Source organism: Natrinema sp. HArc-T2 (assembly GCF_041821085.1).
In the GTDB taxonomy this organism is placed as follows: Archaea; Halobacteriota; Halobacteria; order Halobacteriales; family Natrialbaceae; genus Natrinema.
The window spans coordinates 145,826-163,570 of record NZ_JBGUAZ010000002.1; the positions used below are offsets into that span (position 1 = coordinate 145,826).

The 17,745-nt window shown below is 62.4% G+C and carries 23 protein-coding genes and 2 tRNA genes; 7 read left to right on the forward strand and 18 right to left on the reverse strand.

Translation table 11 applies throughout. From position 1 onward, the window contains the following. Window positions 1-24: 24 nt before the first annotated feature. Window positions 25-96, reverse strand: a tRNA-Thr gene (locus ACERI1_RS05150). 172 nt (window positions 97-268) lie between these two features. Next, on the reverse strand, window positions 269-1,054 hold the full coding sequence (locus ACERI1_RS05155; protein ID WP_373617007.1) for a hypothetical protein: 786 nt from the start codon (window positions 1,052-1,054) through the stop codon (window positions 269-271). Window positions 1,055-1,114: 60 nt separating this feature from the next. On the opposite strand from ACERI1_RS05155, the gene ACERI1_RS05160 reads away from it, so the two are divergent. Next, window positions 1,115-1,819, forward strand: coding sequence for an enoyl-CoA hydratase/isomerase family protein (locus ACERI1_RS05160; protein WP_373617008.1), 705 nt, complete (start codon window positions 1,115-1,117; stop codon window positions 1,817-1,819). 95 nt (window positions 1,820-1,914) lie between these two features. Here the strand turns inward: ACERI1_RS05160 and ACERI1_RS05165 are convergent, their stop codons facing one another. Beyond that, window positions 1,915-2,709, reverse strand: a complete 795-nt coding sequence (locus ACERI1_RS05165; protein ID WP_373617009.1) for an NAD+ synthase — start codon at window positions 2,707-2,709, stop codon at window positions 1,915-1,917. Window positions 2,710-2,901: 192 nt separating this feature from the next. On the opposite strand from ACERI1_RS05165, the gene ACERI1_RS05170 reads away from it, so the two are divergent. After that, window positions 2,902-2,972 (forward strand) — tRNA-Gly (locus ACERI1_RS05170). Between the two features lie 92 nt (window positions 2,973-3,064). On the opposite strand, the gene ACERI1_RS05175 is transcribed toward ACERI1_RS05170, so the two are convergent. The 6 genes from ACERI1_RS05175 to ACERI1_RS05200 all read right to left on the reverse strand — a co-directional run bounded on the left by ACERI1_RS05175 (window position 3,065) and on the right by ACERI1_RS05200 (window position 7,988). After that, the gene (locus ACERI1_RS05175; RefSeq protein ID WP_373617011.1) at window positions 3,065-4,030 is read right to left on the reverse strand and encodes a transcription initiation factor IIB family protein; all 966 of its coding nucleotides are present in this window, start codon (window positions 4,028-4,030) and stop codon (window positions 3,065-3,067) included. A gap of 106 nt (window positions 4,031-4,136) precedes the next feature. Beyond that, entirely contained in the window at window positions 4,137-5,627 is a 1,491-nt protein-coding gene (locus tag ACERI1_RS05180) for a hypothetical protein (protein ID WP_373617488.1), read from the reverse strand. Window positions 5,628-5,782: 155 nt separating this feature from the next. Further along, complete coding sequence (locus ACERI1_RS05185) at window positions 5,783-6,217, reverse strand: universal stress protein (protein WP_373617012.1); 435 nt, start codon at window positions 6,215-6,217, stop codon at window positions 5,783-5,785. A gap of 85 nt (window positions 6,218-6,302) precedes the next feature. Next, window positions 6,303-6,665, reverse strand: a complete 363-nt coding sequence (locus ACERI1_RS05190) for a hypothetical protein (RefSeq protein WP_373617013.1) — start codon at window positions 6,663-6,665, stop codon at window positions 6,303-6,305. Window position 6,666: 1 nt separating this feature from the next. Beyond that, window positions 6,667-6,906, reverse strand: coding sequence for an amphi-Trp domain-containing protein (locus ACERI1_RS05195; protein ID WP_373617014.1), 240 nt, complete (start codon window positions 6,904-6,906; stop codon window positions 6,667-6,669). 110 nt (window positions 6,907-7,016) lie between these two features. After that, the gene (locus ACERI1_RS05200; protein WP_373617489.1) at window positions 7,017-7,988 is read right to left on the reverse strand and encodes a KaiC domain-containing protein; all 972 of its coding nucleotides are present in this window, start codon (window positions 7,986-7,988) and stop codon (window positions 7,017-7,019) included. Window positions 7,989-8,221: 233 nt separating this feature from the next. Here ACERI1_RS05200 and ACERI1_RS05205 point away from each other — a divergent pair, with 233 nt between their 5' ends. After that, window positions 8,222-9,058, forward strand: a complete 837-nt coding sequence (locus tag ACERI1_RS05205) for an NAD(+)/NADH kinase (protein WP_373617015.1) — start codon at window positions 8,222-8,224, stop codon at window positions 9,056-9,058. A gap of 154 nt (window positions 9,059-9,212) precedes the next feature. On the opposite strand, the gene ACERI1_RS05210 is transcribed toward ACERI1_RS05205, so the two are convergent. From ACERI1_RS05210 to ACERI1_RS05225, 4 genes are all read right to left on the reverse strand, one after another. Continuing rightward, window positions 9,213-9,407 carry a cold-shock protein gene (locus tag ACERI1_RS05210; protein WP_097009945.1) on the reverse strand — a complete coding sequence of 65 codons (195 nt, stop codon included), beginning with the start codon at window positions 9,405-9,407 and terminating at the stop codon, window positions 9,213-9,215. Between the two features lie 87 nt (window positions 9,408-9,494). After that, on the reverse strand, window positions 9,495-10,148 hold the full coding sequence (locus ACERI1_RS05215; RefSeq protein ID WP_373617016.1) for a DsbA family protein: 654 nt from the start codon (window positions 10,146-10,148) through the stop codon (window positions 9,495-9,497). Between the two features lie 137 nt (window positions 10,149-10,285). Then, window positions 10,286-11,050 carry a DNA-directed RNA polymerase subunit epsilon gene (locus tag ACERI1_RS05220; protein ID WP_373617017.1) on the reverse strand — a complete coding sequence of 255 codons (765 nt, stop codon included), beginning with the start codon at window positions 11,048-11,050 and terminating at the stop codon, window positions 10,286-10,288. A 182-nt stretch (window positions 11,051-11,232) separates the two neighbouring features. Beyond that, window positions 11,233-12,168 carry a DNA polymerase beta superfamily protein gene (locus ACERI1_RS05225; RefSeq protein ID WP_373617018.1) on the reverse strand — a complete coding sequence of 312 codons (936 nt, stop codon included), beginning with the start codon at window positions 12,166-12,168 and terminating at the stop codon, window positions 11,233-11,235. 285 nt (window positions 12,169-12,453) lie between these two features. On the opposite strand from ACERI1_RS05225, the gene ACERI1_RS05230 reads away from it, so the two are divergent. Together ACERI1_RS05230 and mptA are read left to right on the forward strand one after the other, a co-directional pair. Next, window positions 12,454-12,807: a hypothetical protein gene (locus ACERI1_RS05230; RefSeq protein WP_373617019.1), complete on the forward strand. Its 354-nt coding sequence runs from the start codon at window positions 12,454-12,456 to the stop codon at window positions 12,805-12,807. 119 nt (window positions 12,808-12,926) lie between these two features. Further along, complete coding sequence (gene mptA / locus ACERI1_RS05235) at window positions 12,927-13,853, forward strand: GTP cyclohydrolase MptA (protein WP_373617020.1); 927 nt, start codon at window positions 12,927-12,929, stop codon at window positions 13,851-13,853. Here mptA and ACERI1_RS05240 read toward each other — a convergent pair. From ACERI1_RS05240 to ACERI1_RS05260, 5 genes are all read right to left on the reverse strand, one after another. Further along, window positions 13,850-14,653, reverse strand: a complete 804-nt coding sequence (locus tag ACERI1_RS05240; RefSeq protein WP_373617021.1) for a TrmB family transcriptional regulator — start codon at window positions 14,651-14,653, stop codon at window positions 13,850-13,852. The two genes, mptA and ACERI1_RS05240, sit on opposite strands and share 4 nt — an antisense overlap. A gap of 143 nt (window positions 14,654-14,796) precedes the next feature. Continuing rightward, window positions 14,797-15,009: a hypothetical protein gene (locus ACERI1_RS05245; protein ID WP_373617022.1), complete on the reverse strand. Its 213-nt coding sequence runs from the start codon at window positions 15,007-15,009 to the stop codon at window positions 14,797-14,799. A 133-nt stretch (window positions 15,010-15,142) separates the two neighbouring features. Then, the gene (locus tag ACERI1_RS05250) at window positions 15,143-15,328 is read right to left on the reverse strand and encodes a hypothetical protein (protein ID WP_373617023.1); all 186 of its coding nucleotides are present in this window, start codon (window positions 15,326-15,328) and stop codon (window positions 15,143-15,145) included. Next, complete coding sequence (locus tag ACERI1_RS05255) at window positions 15,318-15,674, reverse strand: HalOD1 output domain-containing protein (protein WP_373617024.1); 357 nt, start codon at window positions 15,672-15,674, stop codon at window positions 15,318-15,320. The genes ACERI1_RS05250 and ACERI1_RS05255 overlap by 11 nt, the downstream gene beginning before the upstream one ends. Before the next feature lie 86 nt (window positions 15,675-15,760). Then, a complete protein-coding gene (locus tag ACERI1_RS05260; protein ID WP_373617025.1) occupies window positions 15,761-16,405 on the reverse strand; it encodes a helix-turn-helix domain-containing protein in 645 nt (214 codons plus the stop codon). 191 nt (window positions 16,406-16,596) lie between these two features. Between ACERI1_RS05260 and ACERI1_RS05265 the strand changes: the two genes are divergently transcribed. Together ACERI1_RS05265 and ACERI1_RS05270 are read left to right on the forward strand one after the other, a co-directional pair. Continuing rightward, complete coding sequence (locus ACERI1_RS05265) at window positions 16,597-17,262, forward strand: helix-turn-helix domain-containing protein (RefSeq protein ID WP_373617026.1); 666 nt, start codon at window positions 16,597-16,599, stop codon at window positions 17,260-17,262. 58 nt (window positions 17,263-17,320) lie between these two features. Next, the gene (locus tag ACERI1_RS05270; RefSeq protein WP_373617027.1) at window positions 17,321-17,728 is read left to right on the forward strand and encodes a hypothetical protein; all 408 of its coding nucleotides are present in this window, start codon (window positions 17,321-17,323) and stop codon (window positions 17,726-17,728) included. Window positions 17,729-17,745 lie beyond the last annotated feature (17 nt).

Consider the following 17,745-nt stretch of genomic DNA (forward strand, 5'->3'; position numbering starts at 1 on the left):
GAGGAAGCGGAGTGCGCCGTAACAAGCCTAGGCCGGGATTTGAACCCGGGCTCTCGTCCTTACCAAGGACGCGCTTTACCGCTAAGCTACCCAGGCGCGTACTTCTTTGTTGTTCGGAGCTGTCTTTATGGGTTTCGATTCGAACGGACTGTGCGTCGGTCTGTCGTAGCTCCCGCCCGGCATCTCGAGCCATACGGGAACCTGTCAGAGGATACTGACACACAATGCGGCCATCCGGCGATACTATCGGGACAGGAGCCCGTCTCAGTCAGGGATCGGTCGCCGATGTCGCGCGATCGGTCGTCGAGTCCTCGAGCGACTGCTCGCGAACTTTCGCTTCGAGGTCGGTCAGACACTCCGTAACCGGCGGAAACGAGGTGCCGGCGGCATCGGCGAGATCCGTGGCAACGGCGAGCAGTTGTGGAGAGGGTGTTTCGTCGACGGCAACGGCTCCGGCACGGACGGCCAGTTCGAGCACGTCGTGCTCGAGGTTGGCATCGAGCGAATCGGGAGCGGAATCAGCACCGTCGGGTCCGACGGCGGACGCTGTCTCGGGTTCGAGCTCGGCACGGCGGGTCTGGTCGCGACCGAACGATTGGACCGTCCGGACGGCTTTGCCGGCGGCGTCGGTGCGAGCCAACAGGTAGAACCCACGCGCGACGAGGATGTCGGCCGCGAGAATCGCCAGATCGCCCTCGTCTGCGTCGTCATCGGCCACTGTCCAGGGTTCGTCGTGGGCGAGCGATCGCGTCAGACGTAACCCCTCGTAGATGAGCTGAACGCCGGCTGCGTGGGTGACGATGCGCTCGGAGTCGTATTCAGAGATCTGGGTTCGGTCTCGGTCGGTCTCGGACTCACCAGCGCAGTGTCGGCCATCCTGGTCTTCGAAGACGTAGTCCTCAGGGGACATCGCCGCGGCGCTCTCGAGCGTCAGTGCGGCGGGAACCATCGATGCCCGGTCGAGGACGGATTCGATATACTCGTACAACCGTGGTGGTTCGACGTCCGCGACGGCCTCGACGGCGGCACGCCGACAGCTGTCGGCCTTCTCCATTAGCGGGGGGTTACGACGGAGTAGGCAAAGACCTTTGGAAACGCCTGATCGACTGCAACTATGATCGACGTTGACACGAACGGATCGATTCGGACGATCATACTCGACCGCCCCGAGGCGCGCAACGCCCTCACCGTCGACGGACTCACCGCACTCGAGGCGGCGATCGACGACGCCGACGAGCCGGTCATCTATCTCCGTGGCCGCGGCCCGGCGTTCTGTGCAGGGGCGGATCTGAACGCGGTCGCGGCCCTCGAGGGGGATCGCGACCGCGCGGCTGACTTCGCGCGACTGGGCCAGCGCGTCGCCCGGACGATCGAGGACTCGCCGGCGATCGTCGTCGCGGGAATCGACGGCCCTGCCCGAGGCGGCGGGCTCGAGCTCGCGGTCGCCTGCGACGTCCGCGTCGGGACACCCGACTCGACCTACGGCGAGCCAGGCGTTAGCTTCGGCCTGTTCGGTGCCTGGGGCGGCACTGTCCGGCTGCCCCGCGTCATGGGCGAGGGCGATGCCCTCGAGTTCGCACTCACCGGGCGATCGATCGACGCCGAGGAGGCCCTGCGGACGGGACTCATCTCGCGTATCGAGGACGATCCTCAGTCACTGGCCGAAGAGATCGCAGCAAATGCCACCGACACGCTGCCGGTCCTGAAACGGCGGCTCCGTGACGACAGCGAGCGGGCGACACAGGAACGACGCGAGGCCGCGGCCTTTGCCGATCTCGTCGCCGCTCATGCCGACGACATCGACGCCGTCCTCGAGTAAACAAGCCCTTTGAGCCAAACAACGCGCTCACACAGCGACCTCGGTGACAAGCGGAGAACGTCTCGCTGAGCGAAACAGATCAACCTGGATCGCTGTTACTCGAGTGGCTCCGGAGCCGGCGGCACCGAGCGCTTGTGTGCACTACCTTTGTACATCCCGCGGACCCGCCTGACCGTCTCCTCGTCGACCTCGAGCAGCCGGCAGGTCGCAGCCACGGAGAGCGGACCGTCGATGTGGGTCGCCAGAATCGAGTCGAGCGTTTCGTAGCTGATTCCAAGTTCGTCCTCGTCGGTCTGGTCGGCCCACAGCTCCGCGGTCGCTGTCTTTTCGGCCAGTTCCTCGGGGACGCCGACGTGGCGGGCGAGCTGGCGAACCTGTGCCTTGTAGAGGTTCCCGATCGGGTGACAGTCGACTGCGCCATCGCCGTATTTGGTGAAGTAGCCGACGGCGGCCTCGCTACGGTTGCCAGTACCCAGTACCAGCCGACTCTCGTGGTTGGCGACGAGGTAGTTGAGTACTGCCCGAACGCGGGCACGGGCGTTGCCGACGGCTTCGTGGTCGCCCTCGGCTTCTGGGTAGACAGACAGCAACGAGTCGACGATCGGCTCGATTTCGATCACGTCGTAGGTAATCTCCAAACTCTGTGCGACCCACTCGGCGTCGCTCATGTGCTCCTCGCTGCTGACGGTCGCCGGGAGGACGAGCCCGTGGACGTGCTCGGCCCCGAGTGCCTCGACGGCGAGATGGCCGGTCAGCGTACTGTCGATCCCACCCGAAAAGCCGAGGACGACGCCGTCGGCTCCCGCGGCGTCGACCTGCTCCCGAATGAACGTCGTGATGTGGTCGCGATGCTGCTCGAGTTCCGCCTCCGAAAAGCGAAGGTCGATCATGCGACAGGCTAGGGGCGGCGTGGCCTAATAGGCACCCCTCCCCGCAAAAAAGTGGGCGAACGATCGATTTCGGGATGTGCTCTGGAGCGCTACGTTGAAGTGTAGCCGGCAAGTACAGTCATGCGAGCGCCGATGGTGAGCAGTTCCGGCGGAACTGCGATCTGTAGTGCGCGAGGAACGCAGTGACGAAGCGCGCCGATGGTCCAGTGGTAGGACTCGAGCTTCCCAAGCTCGCGGCCCGGGTTCAATTCCCGGTCGGCGCATTTCTCGAGGATATCTCCGGATGAGTGTCGCGACTCTGCAACGATCAAGAATAGCAAGAAGCTCAACGTCGTGACTCGAGCCCTGGCAGCCGCTACTCGTGAATCCCCATCGCTTCGATCTGCTCTTGATACCGGTTGCGGATCGTCACTTCGGTCACCTGCGCGACGTCCGAGACCTCCCGCTGAGTCTTCTTTTCGTTACAGAGCAGTGAGGCGGCGTAGATCGCGGCTGCGGCATACCCCGTCGGTGACTTGCCCGAGAGTAGCCCCTTCTCGGTCGTCGTGTCGATGATCTCGTTGGCTTTCGCCTGGACCTCTTCAGAGAGCTCAAGTTCCGAACAAAAGCGAGGCACGTACTTTTTGGGGTTGACCGGCTCCATCTCGAGGCCGAGTTCCTGGGCCACATACCGATAGGTGCGACCGATCTCCTTGCGCTCGACGCGGGAGACACCGGAGACTTCCTCGAGCGAGCGGGGGATGCCTTCCATCCGGCAGGCAGCATAGAGGGTGCTGGTCGCGACGCCTTCGATCGAGCGCCCGCGGATGAGGTCTTCGTCGAGTGCGCGCCGGTACATCACACAGGCGACCTCTCGCACCGATCGGGGGATGCCGAGCGAGGAGGCCATTCGGTCGGTTTCGGAAAGCGCGAACTGCAGGTTGCGCTCGCCGGCGTCTTTGGTGCGGATGCGCTCTTGCCACTTGCGCAGGCGGCGCATCTGGTTGCGTTTGTCCGAAGAAAGCGACCGGCCGTAGGCGTCCTGATTCTTCCAGTCGATCGAGGTCGTCAGCCCCTTGTCGTGCATCGTCTGGGTCGTCGGCGCGCCCACCCGGGACTTGTTCTGCCGTTCGGAGTGGTTGAACGCCCGCCACTCCGGTCCGTGGTCGATGTTGGACCCTTCGACGATCAGGCCACACTGATCGCAGACGAGTTCGCCCTGATCCTCGCTTTTGACGAGCGTTCCGCCATCGCATTCGTCGCAGGCACGCTCACCCGCCGATTCCTGCGTTTGTTCCGTCGATCCAGAAATCCGTTCGCGCTGGCGGGGTGGGCTTGCCATGTCATGTAGAGAACAACGGCGCAAGAACTTAAGGGCTCGCCACGAGAGGGTGCCGTTCTCGTGGGGGTCCGATCCATTTCGCCGATACATCGACGCCACGGGCCGGTCAGAAACGACCCAACAGCGTCCCGACCAGCACCAGCACCCACATCGCGGTTCCGACCAGCAGCATATCGTTGACCTTCGAGGCACGCGCTGCGCGTTTGGCCGCGCCACCGGCAATCAAGCCGAGCGCGATGACCACGAGCATCCGCTGGACGACGACCTCGAGCGGGAGGGTATCGACACCGAGCATGCCGTAATCGAGCCAGATCGCGACTGCGAGCGAGCCCGCGGCGACGATGGCGGCGTCGAGCCGCCGTGTCAGCCCACGTGCGATCAGGTACGTCGCCGTCGGGATACCGAGGCCGATCACCGGATAGAGCAACGCGGCGATCTGGTGGGGCGTAAGAAACGTCGCGCGGTGCTCGAGGACGATACCGCCCGCCCGCACGCCGAGCAACAGGGCGATGATAGCAAAGGCGAGCGCGAAGTGGCCACCCTCGAGGCGGGCGAACGCAGCCGCGAGACGGCGACGATCGGCGTCGGCCAAGTGGTCGTCGATGGCGGCGGCCGCCCGCTGACCGAGCCGGTCGATGACGTGGTCGGCGTCGGCGGTGCCGTGTGCGGCGCGCCTGCGGGCCCGGATGCCGACCAGCGTGGGCACGACGAGCAGGCCAGCGAGGTCGACCACCGTTGCCCAGCCGTCGGCGTCCGAGGAGTTGCTGTTCGCCAGATAGATGCGCTGCACGTCGTTTTTGGGATCGATCTGGGGATGGTCCATGAAATTGGACTCGACTTTTCGCTGGGCGGCCTGTGAGCCGTGGACCCGGTGGCGAAGCGTGAACCAGTCGAAGTGTTCGGAGTGAGTCTGCATGGCGACCCAGTCGTCGTCCTCGTTGGGACTTTCATAGAGGCGAATGTGATAGCGCTGGCCGTAGTAGTCGCCGTCCTCGAGTTGGCGCGTCTCGGTCGTCCAGTAGCCGCTCTCGTTGGGACCGGGGTCGACGTAGGCGTAGCGAGTTCCGCCGTCGGCCTCACCCCAGTTGAACTCGGGCAGGCGGCTCCGTTGGCCGGTCGACGTGTCGTCGGTCGCGTTGGTGCTCGAGTCGTTCGACGCGTTGTGCGTCGAATTGTTCGACGCGGTCGCGACGGAGTCGTTCAGCGGCGTTTCGTTGCTCGAGTGGGTCTCGTTGTCGGTGCTGTTCCCGCCAACGAGGGCATACGTCTCTGAAACCGCTGCCTCCTCGGCGTCGTCGATCTCGGACCAGTCGCCGTCACTCGCTTCGACCAGCACCCGCTCGACGTCCGCGACGTCACCGCGGACGATCACGTTGATCGGACTCCGTTTTTGAAACGCCTTGCGAGGGCTGAGATACTTCCAGAAGCCGCTCTCGGAGTCCTCGAACGAGACGAGGGGCGGTGTCGGCTGTGTGGTGTGGGTCGGCTCCGCGGCTGGCTGCTGGCTCGACGAGAGCGACAGTGCCATGGATGGTCCACCGATGAGCACGAACGCGAGGACGAACAGGACGGCCGCGATCACGAGCGAGCGACGCATGTCTCCATCAGTAGCGACAGGGGACATATCAAACTGTATGTACTGCGTCGACCCGTCGCGCAGAGAGAGTGACAGCCGACGGCCAACGGCCAATAGCTGGTCACGTCAGCGACCGGGACTCGAGGCGAGCGGACGCCGGTCTCGTCGGACCCGGATCAGTCCTCGACGTCGGGACCGACGGTGGTGACGGGAACGGGCGCTTCGCGGACGACTCGCTGTGAGACGCTGCCGACGACGTTGCGTTCGTACTCGTCGCCGCTGGTTCCCATGACGATCAGGTCGGCATCGCTGTCTGCGGCGTAGTCGACGATACACTCGGCCGGATTCCCCGTCTCGACCGCCGTCTCCGTCTCGAGGTCGTACTCGGCGGCTCGCGTGACGGCGTCGTCGATCGCTTCGCGGGCGGTCGCGGCGAGGTCCTCGCGGACGCGCTCGACGCGGTCGTCGTCGAGGACGAGGAAGGCGCGGTCGTCGACGACCGAGAGGATGTGCAACGTGGCGTCTCGCGTGGCCGCGATATCGATCGCGTGGTCTGCGACGGTCGCCGCGTGCTCGCTGCCGTCAGTCGGGAACAGAATCGTCTCGTACATCGCTGTCTAGGCTGTCCTCTCGTCCCGATGGAAAAAGGGGTTTCCTTCCCTCTTCAACGGTGGGAACGACTGGCCAGAGACAGCATCAGACGCCCGGAATTCCGAGCGCGTCGGGTGTGACGAAGCCGATCGCGGCGAACAGATAGACGATCGCGACTGCGACGATCCAGGCGACGAAGCCGATCGCGACGGCCGCACCCCAGCCGCCGGGGTAGCGCCAGTTGATGACGCCGACCCAGACGACAAGCATCAACAACACACCCAGGATCGGGATCCAGCCGACGAAGAAACTCGTGATCGCCCAGGCGATCGCGCCGATCAGTGCGGTTACGGCTGCGTTCGCAAAGCCCGCATCCCTGTCCAACACCAGTCGCACGCCCGCGAGGATGCCGATCGTCCCCACGAGCAGACTCAGGACGAAGATCAGGATAGAATCCGCAGCAGCCATGTTACCGTTTCCAGCTCAGTTCGATGTCGATCGTTTCGCGGTCCCCGCGGAGCATCGACGACCGCTCGACCACTTCCACCGACACGTCGAGCGTCTCCGGTGGCGTCAGCGCGACGTTCTTGTTCCCGACCGGAACGGTGACTTGCTCGTCGCCCTGCTCGAACTCCGCTGCGAGGTCCCGAAGGTAGGCGGCGAATTCGTCTCGTGACAGTGTTTCGTCGGCGGTCGTCCGTTGGGCCATGCGGGGGTATGACGGTCGTATCCGCAAAAGTATGGGCAACGAACGGCATCCTAACACGGTGTTACTGGACCGACCGCCGCTGTAACAGTTCAGTGCCGTAGAAAGTGATGCTAAAACAGATTCGCCTGTTGATGGACCGAAATGCCGTCGGGCGTGATCTCGTACGGTTTTTTCTCCCGAGAGTGGTTCGCATCGCGGATTTTCTGGATTTCGACTGCCATTCTGGTCTCGCGGAAGTCGTCCGGTCGAACGTACTGCAAGACCATGACAGCGTCGGTGAGGTACTCGACGATCCCATACCGCGAGGCGTAGGCCGTCTCCGCTGCGGCTTCGCTCGTTAGCAACGCGGTGACGCCTGCATCCTTCAGACTGCGGGCGAAATCATATATTTCGTTGCGCCGTTTCGCCCGATCCTCGTACATCATCTCGAGCAACGAAACCGAATCCAACACGAGCCGCGAAGCGCCGAACTCCTCAACGAGTGCCGGCAGTTCGTTACGGATCGACGCCAGACTGTTTGCCATCTCGATCGGATCGACGTCGACGACTGCGAGCTGTCTGTCGGCGACGTACTCGTCGAACGCGTATCCCTTCTCGGTCGCGCTGCTAATAACCCGGTCGCGGCTCTCCTCAAGTGTGATGAAAACCGCGCGCTCGCCGTGCTCGAGGCCGTGGTGAAGAAACTGCAGTCCAAACGTGGTCTTCCCGGTGCCGGCACTACCCATGACGACGATCAGCGAGCGTTCGGGAACGCCACCCTGAATCATCCGGTCGAGTCCGTCGATACCGAGGTCGAGTCGGGGAAGGTCCGAATCGAGTTCCGCGTCGAAATCGGGCTCGTCGCCACCCAGAACGAAATCGAGGTCGTCGAAGCCCGCCGGTCCCACAGGGTCGTCGCTGTCGTCGTCAGCGTCGACTGGCGGTCCGACGTCCCGAAGCGCCGTATCGAAGTCATCATCGAACAGGGCCCCGTCGTCGCCGTCGGCTTCGCCCTCGTCGGTCGTGGGCGACTCGTCACCGTCCTCGTCTTCGTCCTCGAGTGCGCGGTCGAACCAGTCGTCCTCGTCACCCACGGCGACCACCTGTGGTCCGTCGACGGATGCGACAGTCACAGACGAGAGAAGCTGCCGACTGCTTGGCTACTCGTACCGGCGGCAAGATGACGGGAAGATGCGAGCTGACAGACACCATACGAAACACGGCGACGGGGTCGTCGTGGCTGTTCACGTGCCCGGAGACGTTCCAGCCGGATTAACCTTGTTGCCGCGGCGAGACAAGCGTGGGTTTTTGATCACGGGGCGGGAAGCCGCCGACGATGGACGTCGCCGTCGGAATCGTCGCTCAACGGAACAACGAACGCGCACAGGCACTCGCCGCGACCCTCGTCGACACCCTCGAGCACGAGGGCGCACGCGTCGTCGTCGACGAGCTAACCGGCGAGGCGGTCGACGCGACCGCCGTCCCGGTCGCCGCGATGACAGACCGCGATCTCGTCGTGAGTATCGGCGGCGACGGAACGCTGCTGTTCGTCGCCCGCGAGGTCAGCCCTACGCCGATTCTCGGCGTCAATCTGGGTGAAGTTGGCTTTCTCAACGCTGTCGCCCCCGACGACGCGCTCGCTGTCGTCACCGATCTCGTTGCCGACCTCGAGGAAGCGGGCACCGTCGATGGACGCGAACTGGCACGGCTGCAGGCGACGGGCGTTGACACAGAGTGGACGCTCGAGCCCGCGCTCAACGAGGTGGTCGTCCACGGTCCCCGGCGAGGTCACGGTGGCGGTGCGACCATCGAGATCCGTGTCGACGGCCAGCAGTACGCCGAGAGTCACGTCGATGGCGTCCTCGTGGCCACGCCGTCGGGCTCGACCGCGTACAACCTGAGCGAGGGTGGCCCGCTCGTTCACCCGTCAGCCGACGTACTCGTCGTCACGCAGATGGCCGCGACCGAGTCGATGCCGCCGCTGGTGGTCGAACCGGACACCGAACTCACGCTGACCGTCTCCGGAACCGACACCGCCTATGTGATCAGCGACGGGCGCAACCGACAGCAACTCGAACCGCCCGCGACGGTCTCGATCTCGCTTGCGGACGAATCCGTCACGCTCGTCGGGCCACAGGCGAACTTCTTCGATGGGCTCGACAAACTCGAATGAATCCGCTCGGACGGACTACTGTCAGTCAGTGCCGGTGGGACCGCAGGGCGGTCGCGGTCCCACCGGTCAATCGTGACAGCAAACCGTATCAGTAGTCGACTGTAGAAACGTACTGAAAATTGTCCGTCAGTCGTACCGCCGGACGCAGTCAGTCTTAGTTACGGACGACGTTCGTCGCGCGTGGGCCTTTGGGGGCCTGTTCGATGTCGAATTCGATCTCGGTGCCTTCTTCGAGGTCCGGTCCGCCAACGTCCTCCATGTGGAAGAATACGTCGTCGTCCGCGTCGTCCGTCGAAATGAAACCGTAGCCGCCTGTGTCGTTGAAGAAATCAACGTTACCTTTCGCCATTACAAACAAACGTACGCCCAGTACACGGATAACACTTGCGAGGGTGATAGTACCACGATCGTGAAACGTCACCGTTCCCGGCGACCGTTACCGCTCGCCCTCGACGAGCCGTGCGATGTGTTCCGGCGGCACCGCACCACGGGCGACGTGGCCGTCCGAGACGAACGTCGGCACACCGGTGATCCCCCGTTGGGAAGCCTTGGCGAACCGCTCCTCGAGTGCCGCTCGGCGGTCGTCGTCCGCGACCGCGTCGCGGATCTCGTCGGTCGGCAGGTCGACGTCGGCAGCGAGCTCGGCGAGAACGTCGACATCGCCGATGTCGCGGCCATCCTGCCACAGCGCGGTGTAGATCGCTTCGTCGAACGCCGCCCACTGGTCGGGATACTCGGTTTTGACGTACCACGAAGCCACCTGCGCGTTGAACGAGTCAACGTCGGTCGCGATCTCCTGGGCCATCTCGACGCCGTATTCGTCCTGCAGCCGGTGGACGTTCCGTCTCGCCTGCTCGTAATACTGGTCGTCTTTCCCGTCGGCGACATCGTGGTCGATCGAGCCGTCCGGGTTGCGTTTGCCACGGCGCAGATCGAAGGGATGCCACTCGACGACAAGCGGCTGGTCGCGATCCTCGCGGTACTGGGCGAGCGAGCGCGTTCCCAGATAGCAGAACGGACAGACGTAGTCGGCGTAGATCTCGAGTCGATCCGCACCGTCCGGCGTCGATCCGGTATCAGCGTCGGTCATAGCTCCGATAGGGAGTCACGAAAGAAAAGTCGCTGGGCACCGGCAGGGACGGAGTGGCACAGCCCGCGTCCGATGGACGAGCAACGACGGACTCGAGACGGGACGGACAGGATATCGTGTTACCGGCGACCGTCCGATCAGCTCTCCGTTTCGGGGGCTGTCGCGTCGGCGGTGTCCGACTCGGTCACGTCCGGCAGGTTCGGATCGCGGTAGGGATTGCGACCGTAGGCCGGAAGTTCGTCCTCGAGTTGCGATTTCAGGACGCGGCGCAAGCGATTCAGACTCGTCGTATCGAGCCCGTATTCGGCTGCGAGGCGCTTGAACGCCTCCTCGTCGGTGATGTCGTGGGCCCGATACTGGGCGAACAGTTCTTCCATGCGGTCGGCGGACAGCGACTGCGCGTCGATCTCGTCGAGTCCGAAGTACTGCTGGCGGTCGACGTCGACGACGTGGCGGATCACCACGAGCGCGACCTTTTCGATCGCTCGCTGGCTGCCGAACTCGGTGAGGTCGATCTCGTCCATGACGCCGAGTGCGAGATCGCGCTGCCACGGCGTCACCTCCAAGGCGTTACACAGCGCCTGCGTGGTTCGCAACCGATCGAGGCGATGAGCGCGCTCGCTGTAGCCCGGCGTCGCCGCGTGCTGTTCGTCGTGAAGACGGCGGACGCTCTCGGAAAGATCCGCGTCAGGCGAGTCGGCGCGACCGATGACGGTCGCACTCGGCGTGACGACGCCCCACTGGCGAACCGTCGAATCGCGCTGGACCTCCGCCCGCGAAAGTGCCCCAGACCCGGGCCGGGTCTCGAGGCGACGCTCGCGGTCGAGATCGTACTCGACGCCGTCCGTGCTGGCCGTATCCGCCGCAGGAGGACGACCAGGGTCGGCACCGTCGTCGTGCATCATCTGTCGGTCGGAGGGGGAGCGTGAAAAAGGCTCGCTCCGAACGGGAGACGTTTCAGCCGGACTGACAGCGCCACTAACAGGTCTGTGGCGTGACTCGACGATAACCAGCGCGATCGCTCCGTGTTCAGAGTATAGCCCGCGAAAAGCCCTTCGTAGCTTTACCTTGTGACCAGAAGCACTTAAAGAACGGCAGACTGTTCGGTCGCGGCGATCACCTCATTGACGAACCCATCCAGCCGCGCGGGATCGGGACCGGCCCGCGCGTGCACGTCGGGATCGATCATCGTCGGCGGCTGTGCGAACTCCCGACCGACGGCGTCGCCGATCGTGGCGTCGCCCTCGCCGGCTCGTTTTCGCTCGAGTAACTCACGAGCGCGGTCGATCCGCTCGGGGTCGAAAACAGCGGGAGCCTGCTCACGGAGGAACGTCTCGAACGCGAGCGCTGGCAGATCGTGCGTGTCGCGCTCGCCGGTCGCTTTGAGGTAGTAGGCGGCCATCGCCGCGCGGCAGATCGTCAGGTTTCGCTTGACTGTGGGTTTCGTCTGTGTCTCCTGAAATCGCTCGTCGTCAGCCGACACCGTCATCGTGCCGTCGTCGGTTTCGACGACGAACGTCTGGCCGTCTGCCTCGCGAATCGGAAAGAGTTCGTCGTCACTGCGGACCAGATGGTGCGAGATGTACTTGCGATAGTTGCTCGTCGCAATGCCGCGCCACGTATGATAGAGGTCGATCGGGTTGTACGTCCGTTTGACGTAGGCAGCGAGGTCGTCAGGCTCGTAGACGGCCCGATAGCGGAGCGGACTGCGAACCAGGTCGATTGCACCCTCGTTCGAGTCGGCGAGCAGTCGCGCGAACGTCCGCACGTCCCAGCCCTGGTACTCGAACGCGCCGCAGTCTTCGACGATGGTCTCGGGCGGGCGCTCGAGGTGCGCGTACCGGCGTAAATCGGTCGATACGAAGACGAAACCTACGTCGTAATCGCTGTCGGGACTCGCCCCACCCCAGGCGTGGCTCCCACGGGCGACCGCCAGCGGGACCGCGACGTCGTGTTCGCGTTCGATCGCCGTCAAGTGGTCGTCGACGGTCTCGTGGACGTGTGGTGGAACAGTAGCCATGGCTGTGGCTCGAAGAACGGAAGACGAGAGAAAACCGGGTGCCAAATGCCCTTCGTAGCTTCACCTTGTGACCAGAGGCACTTAAAGAGGAGTTGGAGCGCGACGGCCACGCCATGACGCGTATTGTAACGTCGTAACTACCAGTTGGGGTCCCAGAGAACGACCGTCACCCCGTCATAGCTCTACCTTGTGACCAGAGATACTTAAAGAATGAACGGCTCGAGCCGCAGTCGATCTCGACGCTGCGACCTAGAGATATAGTTCAGCCAAATATTGTATGGAATAATGGCTGCCCTCCGCGCCGCTCTCTTCGAGTGGGGCCGAGAGAGAATTGCCAGCGTCGTCATCGCTAGAGTGGCTGTCGCCCTTAGAGTGGCTGTCTCCCTTGCTCACCGCGTCACCGACGAGGTTCTGGCTGGGGTGGGAGCAACGGTGCGATTCGCCATCGCTCTCATCACTTCGCGGGCGATCATCGACCGGCTCATCCATCGCTCGAGTGACTCCTCTATAGTAACAACTGAAACGGGCTGCTGTCACTGGTACCGGCACACACCCGTATGGCGAGTCACAAGTGCACCGGCAATGACAGACGCACCGCTGAAAAGGCAACATCCGGAGAACGACGACCTCCCGTCATAGCTCAACCTTGTGACCAGAGACACTTAAAGAACGGACAGCTCGAGCCAGCGGCGACCCGCACTCACCGCAACACTCCCGGTTCCGAAAGCTTGAATCGGCCGCTGCCCTGAATGCGGTCAATGAGTCATCAGTTGCCGGACGTGCAGGCGACGTCGCCCGACGTGACCGTCGGTCTGAGCCAGGTCGGCGTTACCGGTGTCGACAAGCTCGTCAAGATCGCACGCGAGGACAAGCGCCCGATCGTCCTCACCGCCGAGTTCGAGGTCTTCGTCGACCTCCCCGGCTGGCGCAAGGGTGCGGACATGAGCCGCAACATGGAGGTCATCGACGAAATCCTGGAGGACGCGACCCGCGAGGAAGCCTACGGGGTCGAGGAAGTCTGTGGCGAGGCCGCCGAACGGCTGCTCGAGAAACACGACTACACCTCCCGAACGGAGGTCTCGATGGAGGCCGAATTCATGCGCCGCGAGCAGACGCCAGCGAGCGACCGCGAGACCCAGCACATGGTCGACATCGTCGCGTCGGCGACGGCGACCGAAGAGGGGACCCGCGAGGAGATCGGCGCACAGGTCACCGGGATGACCGTCTGTCCCTGCTCGCAAGGGATGTCCGCCGCCCGCGCGAAACAGACGCTCGAGGACCTGGGTGTCGAGGAGGAGACGATCACCGAATTCTTGGAGGAAGTGCCACAGCCGGGCCACTCCCAGCGCGGCCATGCCACGCTGACCGTCGAGGCCGGTGGCGACCCCGAGGTCGATCTCAACGACGTCATCGATATCGCACGGGATTCGATGAGCGCACGGATCTACAACCTCGCGAAGCGACCCGACGAGGATCACATGACCTACGAGGCCCACGCCGACGCGAAGTTCGTCGAGGACTGTGTGCGTGCGATGGCCGAGGGCGTCGTCGACGAGTTCGATCACCTGCCAGACGACGCGGTGATCACGATGGCCCAGTCCAACGACGAGTCGATCCACCAGCACAACGCCCACGCCGAGCGCGTTGTCGATCTGGAGACGCTCCGCGAGGAGATCAGCGACTAGAACTCGAGGGGCTCCGCTTGCTCCCACCGCGGGACGAACTCCGCGTGGACGTTCGCGGCGAACTCCGGATCCTTGAGGTCGATCATGCCAAAGGCCTCGTCCGACGACAGCGGGTTCGGCACCTGAATACAGACTTCGACGCCGTCGATGAGATTGAACGACCCAGTGAGGTCGTCGTGGGTTCGGACGTCGAACGCCTCGCGTTGCTGTAAGGTTTCCCGATAGCGTCGACCGACGTCTTCGGAGATCGACGCGACCATCTCACGGGTCAACAACAACTCGACCGACACACCACGGTCGAGTGCGTCCTCGAGATGTGCGTTGACTTTCTCACTGACGGTTTCGATGTTCCACTGCGGCGAAGGGTGTGCTGACACCATCACAATGTCACTGTCAGCCGCCGCGAGCCGCTCTAAGAGCAGATCGCGCGTCTCCTCGGGGCCGACGGCAGCGGTCCAGAACTGCTCCTCGACCGGTTCGGCGGCGTCGAGTTCATCCGAGAGGTCGTCGACGATCGACTCGTACTGGTCTGCCTGTTCCGCGAGTTCGCGTTTCTTGTCCTCGAGCAGCCGGTCGAGCGCCGTCGACGGCTCGACTGCGACGTACTTCTTCGGTCGACTGGCGGTCTGACTGCGCACCAGATTGTACTGTTCGATGCTGTTGAGGACGTCGTAGATCCGCCCCATCGGCACGTCGCTCGCTCGCGACAACTCCTTTGCCGTTGTGGGACCGGTAGTGAGCAGCGATCGATAGGCTCGCGCTTCGTACTCGGAGAGTCCGAGATCCCTGAGACTTGCCATATCGAACACGAACCCATCGAAGCGGTATAAACGCTCGGGTAGTTTGAGTGGCGGACGGTATCGACCGGTTCGAGCCGAACGGCAGCCTGTCGAATACCAGTCTAGCAGTGAATAGGCAGCAGCGAAGCGCTTACAGGCACATGTTACTTGTCATGATCGTCAGCGATCTGTTCGAGAAATCGACGCACCTCGTCGAATCTCCGTCCTCGCCGTACTTCGTCTTCGAACCTGTCGAACTCGACGAGTCTCATGTCCGCTAATTCAGGGAGTAGAACGTGATGGAGTTCGTAACAGATCGTGAGGTACTCCCCGGAGTCAAGAAGCTCTCCCTTTCGAAGAATCGGATCTGCAGACATCACACTCTCGTCTAGTAGCGCACGTAATACTCGCCACTGTTGTGCTGAGAGCACCCGTTCGATGCGATCGTCGTTACGGCGTTCCTCTCTCACGGACCTGTTATCTGCTACGATCGGTCTCCCTCGTCGTCGGTCACTCCGACTGCTCGTTCTTTTCGACTTCCGTGACGATCACGTCCCAGTCAGGATGTTCGACCCCATTCCGACATTCGAATCCCCCCTCCACATCAATTCCACTCTCGTAGGCCCTGCGAAGGAGCGCTTTCAGCTCCGCGTTCAATTCCTCCTTCGACGTAAGCGAGGTCTCCTCAGACGTCATCTTCCCTCGCCCCTGCCGTATTTTTCCGTTGTGAGTTCGTGTCTGGTGTGATGGCGATCACACCGTAGCTATGTACGGTTATCGCGTGGCCCTCATGGGTGAATGCACTGTGGGTATCTCCGTTTGCCCCGTTGCGAACCCGGACGAACGAATCTAACTCTTCGGGGTCAACAGTGGAATGGAGCGGGGTCAGATCAACCGGATCAGTGTCCATTACATCTGCCAGCGTTGCGATAACAGCCATGCTCGCAGGTGTCTTCTCTTGATCGAACTGGGTGCGAACAGTCCTAGATTCCGGAGTGTACTCGACCGATTCGACTCCAACCCCAGAAACTGTTGCGTTCATCTCACTTGATTCTAGCCGTCTGGGTCGGTTCAATAGGGGTACTGATTATACAGAGGGTTTAACAGGAGGGCCCCCTATCCGAACGATCACGCCGAACTGCTGAGTGTCGCTCCAATGAGGCGTCGATGCCCGCGTCGAAGGCGTGACGAAAGCGACTGCTGGGTGATGCCGAGCTCGGCAGCGAGCTCTTCGAGCGACGTCTCGCGTGGGGTGTCGAAGTAGCCCCGTTCGTAGGCCAATATCAGCGCCTCGCGTTGGGTCTCGGTCAACTCGTAGCCCTCTCCCTGTATCGGAAGCATGGCGTGAACCGCGGTGATCGCTATCGGGATGTCGTTTTCCTGGCAGTACTCTCGAAACTCAACGAGTGTCTCCTGACTCTCGCCGCGCACCTCGAATCGCCACTCGTCTTTCGTTCCAATCCCGGAAAGCACGACAACGTTGGCCTTGGCAAGCGCACTCAGGATACCGAAGTACTCTTGTTCCCACTCGGCACGCATGAGATGCTCGTCTTCGACGCGATCGACCAGTCGGATGTTGCTCACGCCGGCGTGTTGTTCGAACGCAGCTTCGATGTCCTCCGTTTCTGCACCACGCACCCAGAAATACGGGATAATCAGCGTCTCGTGTGGGATCAGTCGTTCCAGTTCGACGGTCACACCCGGCAAATTCTCGAATACACTCCCCAGTGGAAACTCCGCTACCGGACTCGTAAACTCCATCACAGTCGCCATGCGGGAGCCTTCGTCTAGCAGACGAATAACCGGCATGGGTGGTGTATCATGGCTTCGAGAAGGGGCAACACACAGATGTTGGCCAGTATAGTGTGCGCTGAGAGCGGGGAGTCCGTTTGGCATCCGGGCAGCCATGGTGTACCATGTCATCTCCTTTTGTACGACCGAGCAATCTAGTCTCACAAGCGAGCATGAGTGTGATAACGGAGATTCGCATCCCGTCCGATGATTTTGAACTCGGACAAATCCTCAGTCTAGAGCAAGCATCGGCAATCGAACTCGAAACGCTCGTCCCGAGTGGAGACGCGACCGTACCGCTCTTCTGGGTCTACGAACCGGTCGAAAACGGCTTTCTCGATACCGTCGAACGCTATCCAACTGTCAACAGCGTCACGGAGGTGGACGCGTTCGACGACCGGACGCTGTTCAGGATCAACTGGGATGCGAGCCAAGACCACCTTTTTCAATGTATCTTGGAACACGACGGGCAAATACTGGGTGCTACTGGATCACCGGAAGGGTGGAATCTCGAGATACGATTCTCGAACCGCGAGGCACTGAGTCAGTGCCAGGACTGTTGTGAGGACGCGCACATCTCCCTGAAGATAATCCGTATATACAATCCAACGGACCCCGAGTCTGGTCCGTGGTACGGCTTGAGTGAGCCCCAACGAGAAGCGCTTACGCTTGCCGTTCGAATGGGATACTACGACATACCACGAGGCTGTACGACCGCGGAGTTAGCTGACGAGTTGGGGATTTCCGATCAGGCAGTGACGGAGCGACTGCGTCGTGCCATCGGCACGTTCGGGAGGTACGCACTTCTCACTCCCGAGTCAGCGGCGCAAGTGGACTGACTGTTCCCATTATACACCATGGGACAGGACCAGGCAGTTGGGCCTCCGCTATGTGGGTATGGATGAGAGTCGAGAGCTGGGGACGCGTGATATCCAGTCAATTGATGCGGTTTCCGGTTCTTCGGGGCGTGAGAGACCGATCTCTCCCGATACGGTTCTGTCGGCAGTAGCGAACGAACATCGACGTGCCACCCTCGAGGCGTTGGACAACGCCTCCGAGAAGACACTGGAATACGATGTGCTCGTCGATCGCGTTGCAGACCGGGTTCGGGACGAAGACGCGAAACGGGAGTCAGACGAACACCGACAACGCGTCCGGATCGCACTTCACCATACCCATCTTCCAAAACTGGACGAGGCTCGGATAATCGACTATGAGGCTGAAACGGGGCACGTTCAGTTTGTTGGCGGTGAACTGGAACGAGATCTCCTGACGCTGGTCGAGCCGTACGACGTCCACGAGTGAGACGGTCGGCTGTAACG

Excerpts from the sequence above, each read along its gene's own strand:
- ACERI1_RS05155 (WP_373617007.1), bottom strand. The coding sequence starts at position 1,054 with ATGGAGAAGGCCGACAGCTGTCGGCGTGCCGCCGTCGAGGCCGTCGCG.
- ACERI1_RS05160 (WP_373617008.1), top strand. The coding sequence starts at position 1,115 with ATGATCGACGTTGACACGAACGGATCGATTCGGACGATCATACTCGAC.
- ACERI1_RS05165 (WP_373617009.1), bottom strand. The coding sequence starts at position 2,709 with ATGATCGACCTTCGCTTTTCGGAGGCGGAACTCGAGCAGCATCGCGAC.
- ACERI1_RS05175 (WP_373617011.1), bottom strand. The coding sequence starts at position 4,030 with ATGGCAAGCCCACCCCGCCAGCGCGAACGGATTTCTGGATCGACGGAA.
- ACERI1_RS05180 (WP_373617488.1), bottom strand. The coding sequence starts at position 5,627 with ATGCGTCGCTCGCTCGTGATCGCGGCCGTCCTGTTCGTCCTCGCGTTC.
- ACERI1_RS05185 (WP_373617012.1), bottom strand. The coding sequence starts at position 6,217 with ATGTACGAGACGATTCTGTTCCCGACTGACGGCAGCGAGCACGCGGCG.
- ACERI1_RS05190 (WP_373617013.1), bottom strand. The coding sequence starts at position 6,665 with ATGGCTGCTGCGGATTCTATCCTGATCTTCGTCCTGAGTCTGCTCGTG.
- ACERI1_RS05195 (WP_373617014.1), bottom strand. The coding sequence starts at position 6,906 with ATGGCCCAACGGACGACCGCCGACGAAACACTGTCACGAGACGAATTC.
- ACERI1_RS05205 (WP_373617015.1), top strand. The coding sequence starts at position 8,222 with ATGGACGTCGCCGTCGGAATCGTCGCTCAACGGAACAACGAACGCGCA.
- ACERI1_RS05210 (WP_097009945.1), bottom strand. The coding sequence starts at position 9,407 with ATGGCGAAAGGTAACGTTGATTTCTTCAACGACACAGGCGGCTACGGT.
- ACERI1_RS05215 (WP_373617016.1), bottom strand. The coding sequence starts at position 10,148 with ATGACCGACGCTGATACCGGATCGACGCCGGACGGTGCGGATCGACTC.
- ACERI1_RS05220 (WP_373617017.1), bottom strand. The coding sequence starts at position 11,050 with ATGCACGACGACGGTGCCGACCCTGGTCGTCCTCCTGCGGCGGATACG.
- ACERI1_RS05225 (WP_373617018.1), bottom strand. The coding sequence starts at position 12,168 with ATGGCTACTGTTCCACCACACGTCCACGAGACCGTCGACGACCACTTG.
- ACERI1_RS05230 (WP_373617019.1), top strand. The coding sequence starts at position 12,454 with ATGGCTGCCCTCCGCGCCGCTCTCTTCGAGTGGGGCCGAGAGAGAATT.
- mptA (WP_373617020.1), top strand. The coding sequence starts at position 12,927 with ATGAGTCATCAGTTGCCGGACGTGCAGGCGACGTCGCCCGACGTGACC.
- ACERI1_RS05240 (WP_373617021.1), bottom strand. The coding sequence starts at position 14,653 with ATGGCAAGTCTCAGGGATCTCGGACTCTCCGAGTACGAAGCGCGAGCC.
- ACERI1_RS05245 (WP_373617022.1), bottom strand. The coding sequence starts at position 15,009 with ATGTCTGCAGATCCGATTCTTCGAAAGGGAGAGCTTCTTGACTCCGGG.
- ACERI1_RS05250 (WP_373617023.1), bottom strand. The coding sequence starts at position 15,328 with ATGACGTCTGAGGAGACCTCGCTTACGTCGAAGGAGGAATTGAACGCG.
- ACERI1_RS05255 (WP_373617024.1), bottom strand. The coding sequence starts at position 15,674 with ATGAACGCAACAGTTTCTGGGGTTGGAGTCGAATCGGTCGAGTACACT.
- ACERI1_RS05260 (WP_373617025.1), bottom strand. The coding sequence starts at position 16,405 with ATGGCGACTGTGATGGAGTTTACGAGTCCGGTAGCGGAGTTTCCACTG.
- ACERI1_RS05265 (WP_373617026.1), top strand. The coding sequence starts at position 16,597 with ATGAGTGTGATAACGGAGATTCGCATCCCGTCCGATGATTTTGAACTC.
- ACERI1_RS05270 (WP_373617027.1), top strand. The coding sequence starts at position 17,321 with ATGGATGAGAGTCGAGAGCTGGGGACGCGTGATATCCAGTCAATTGAT.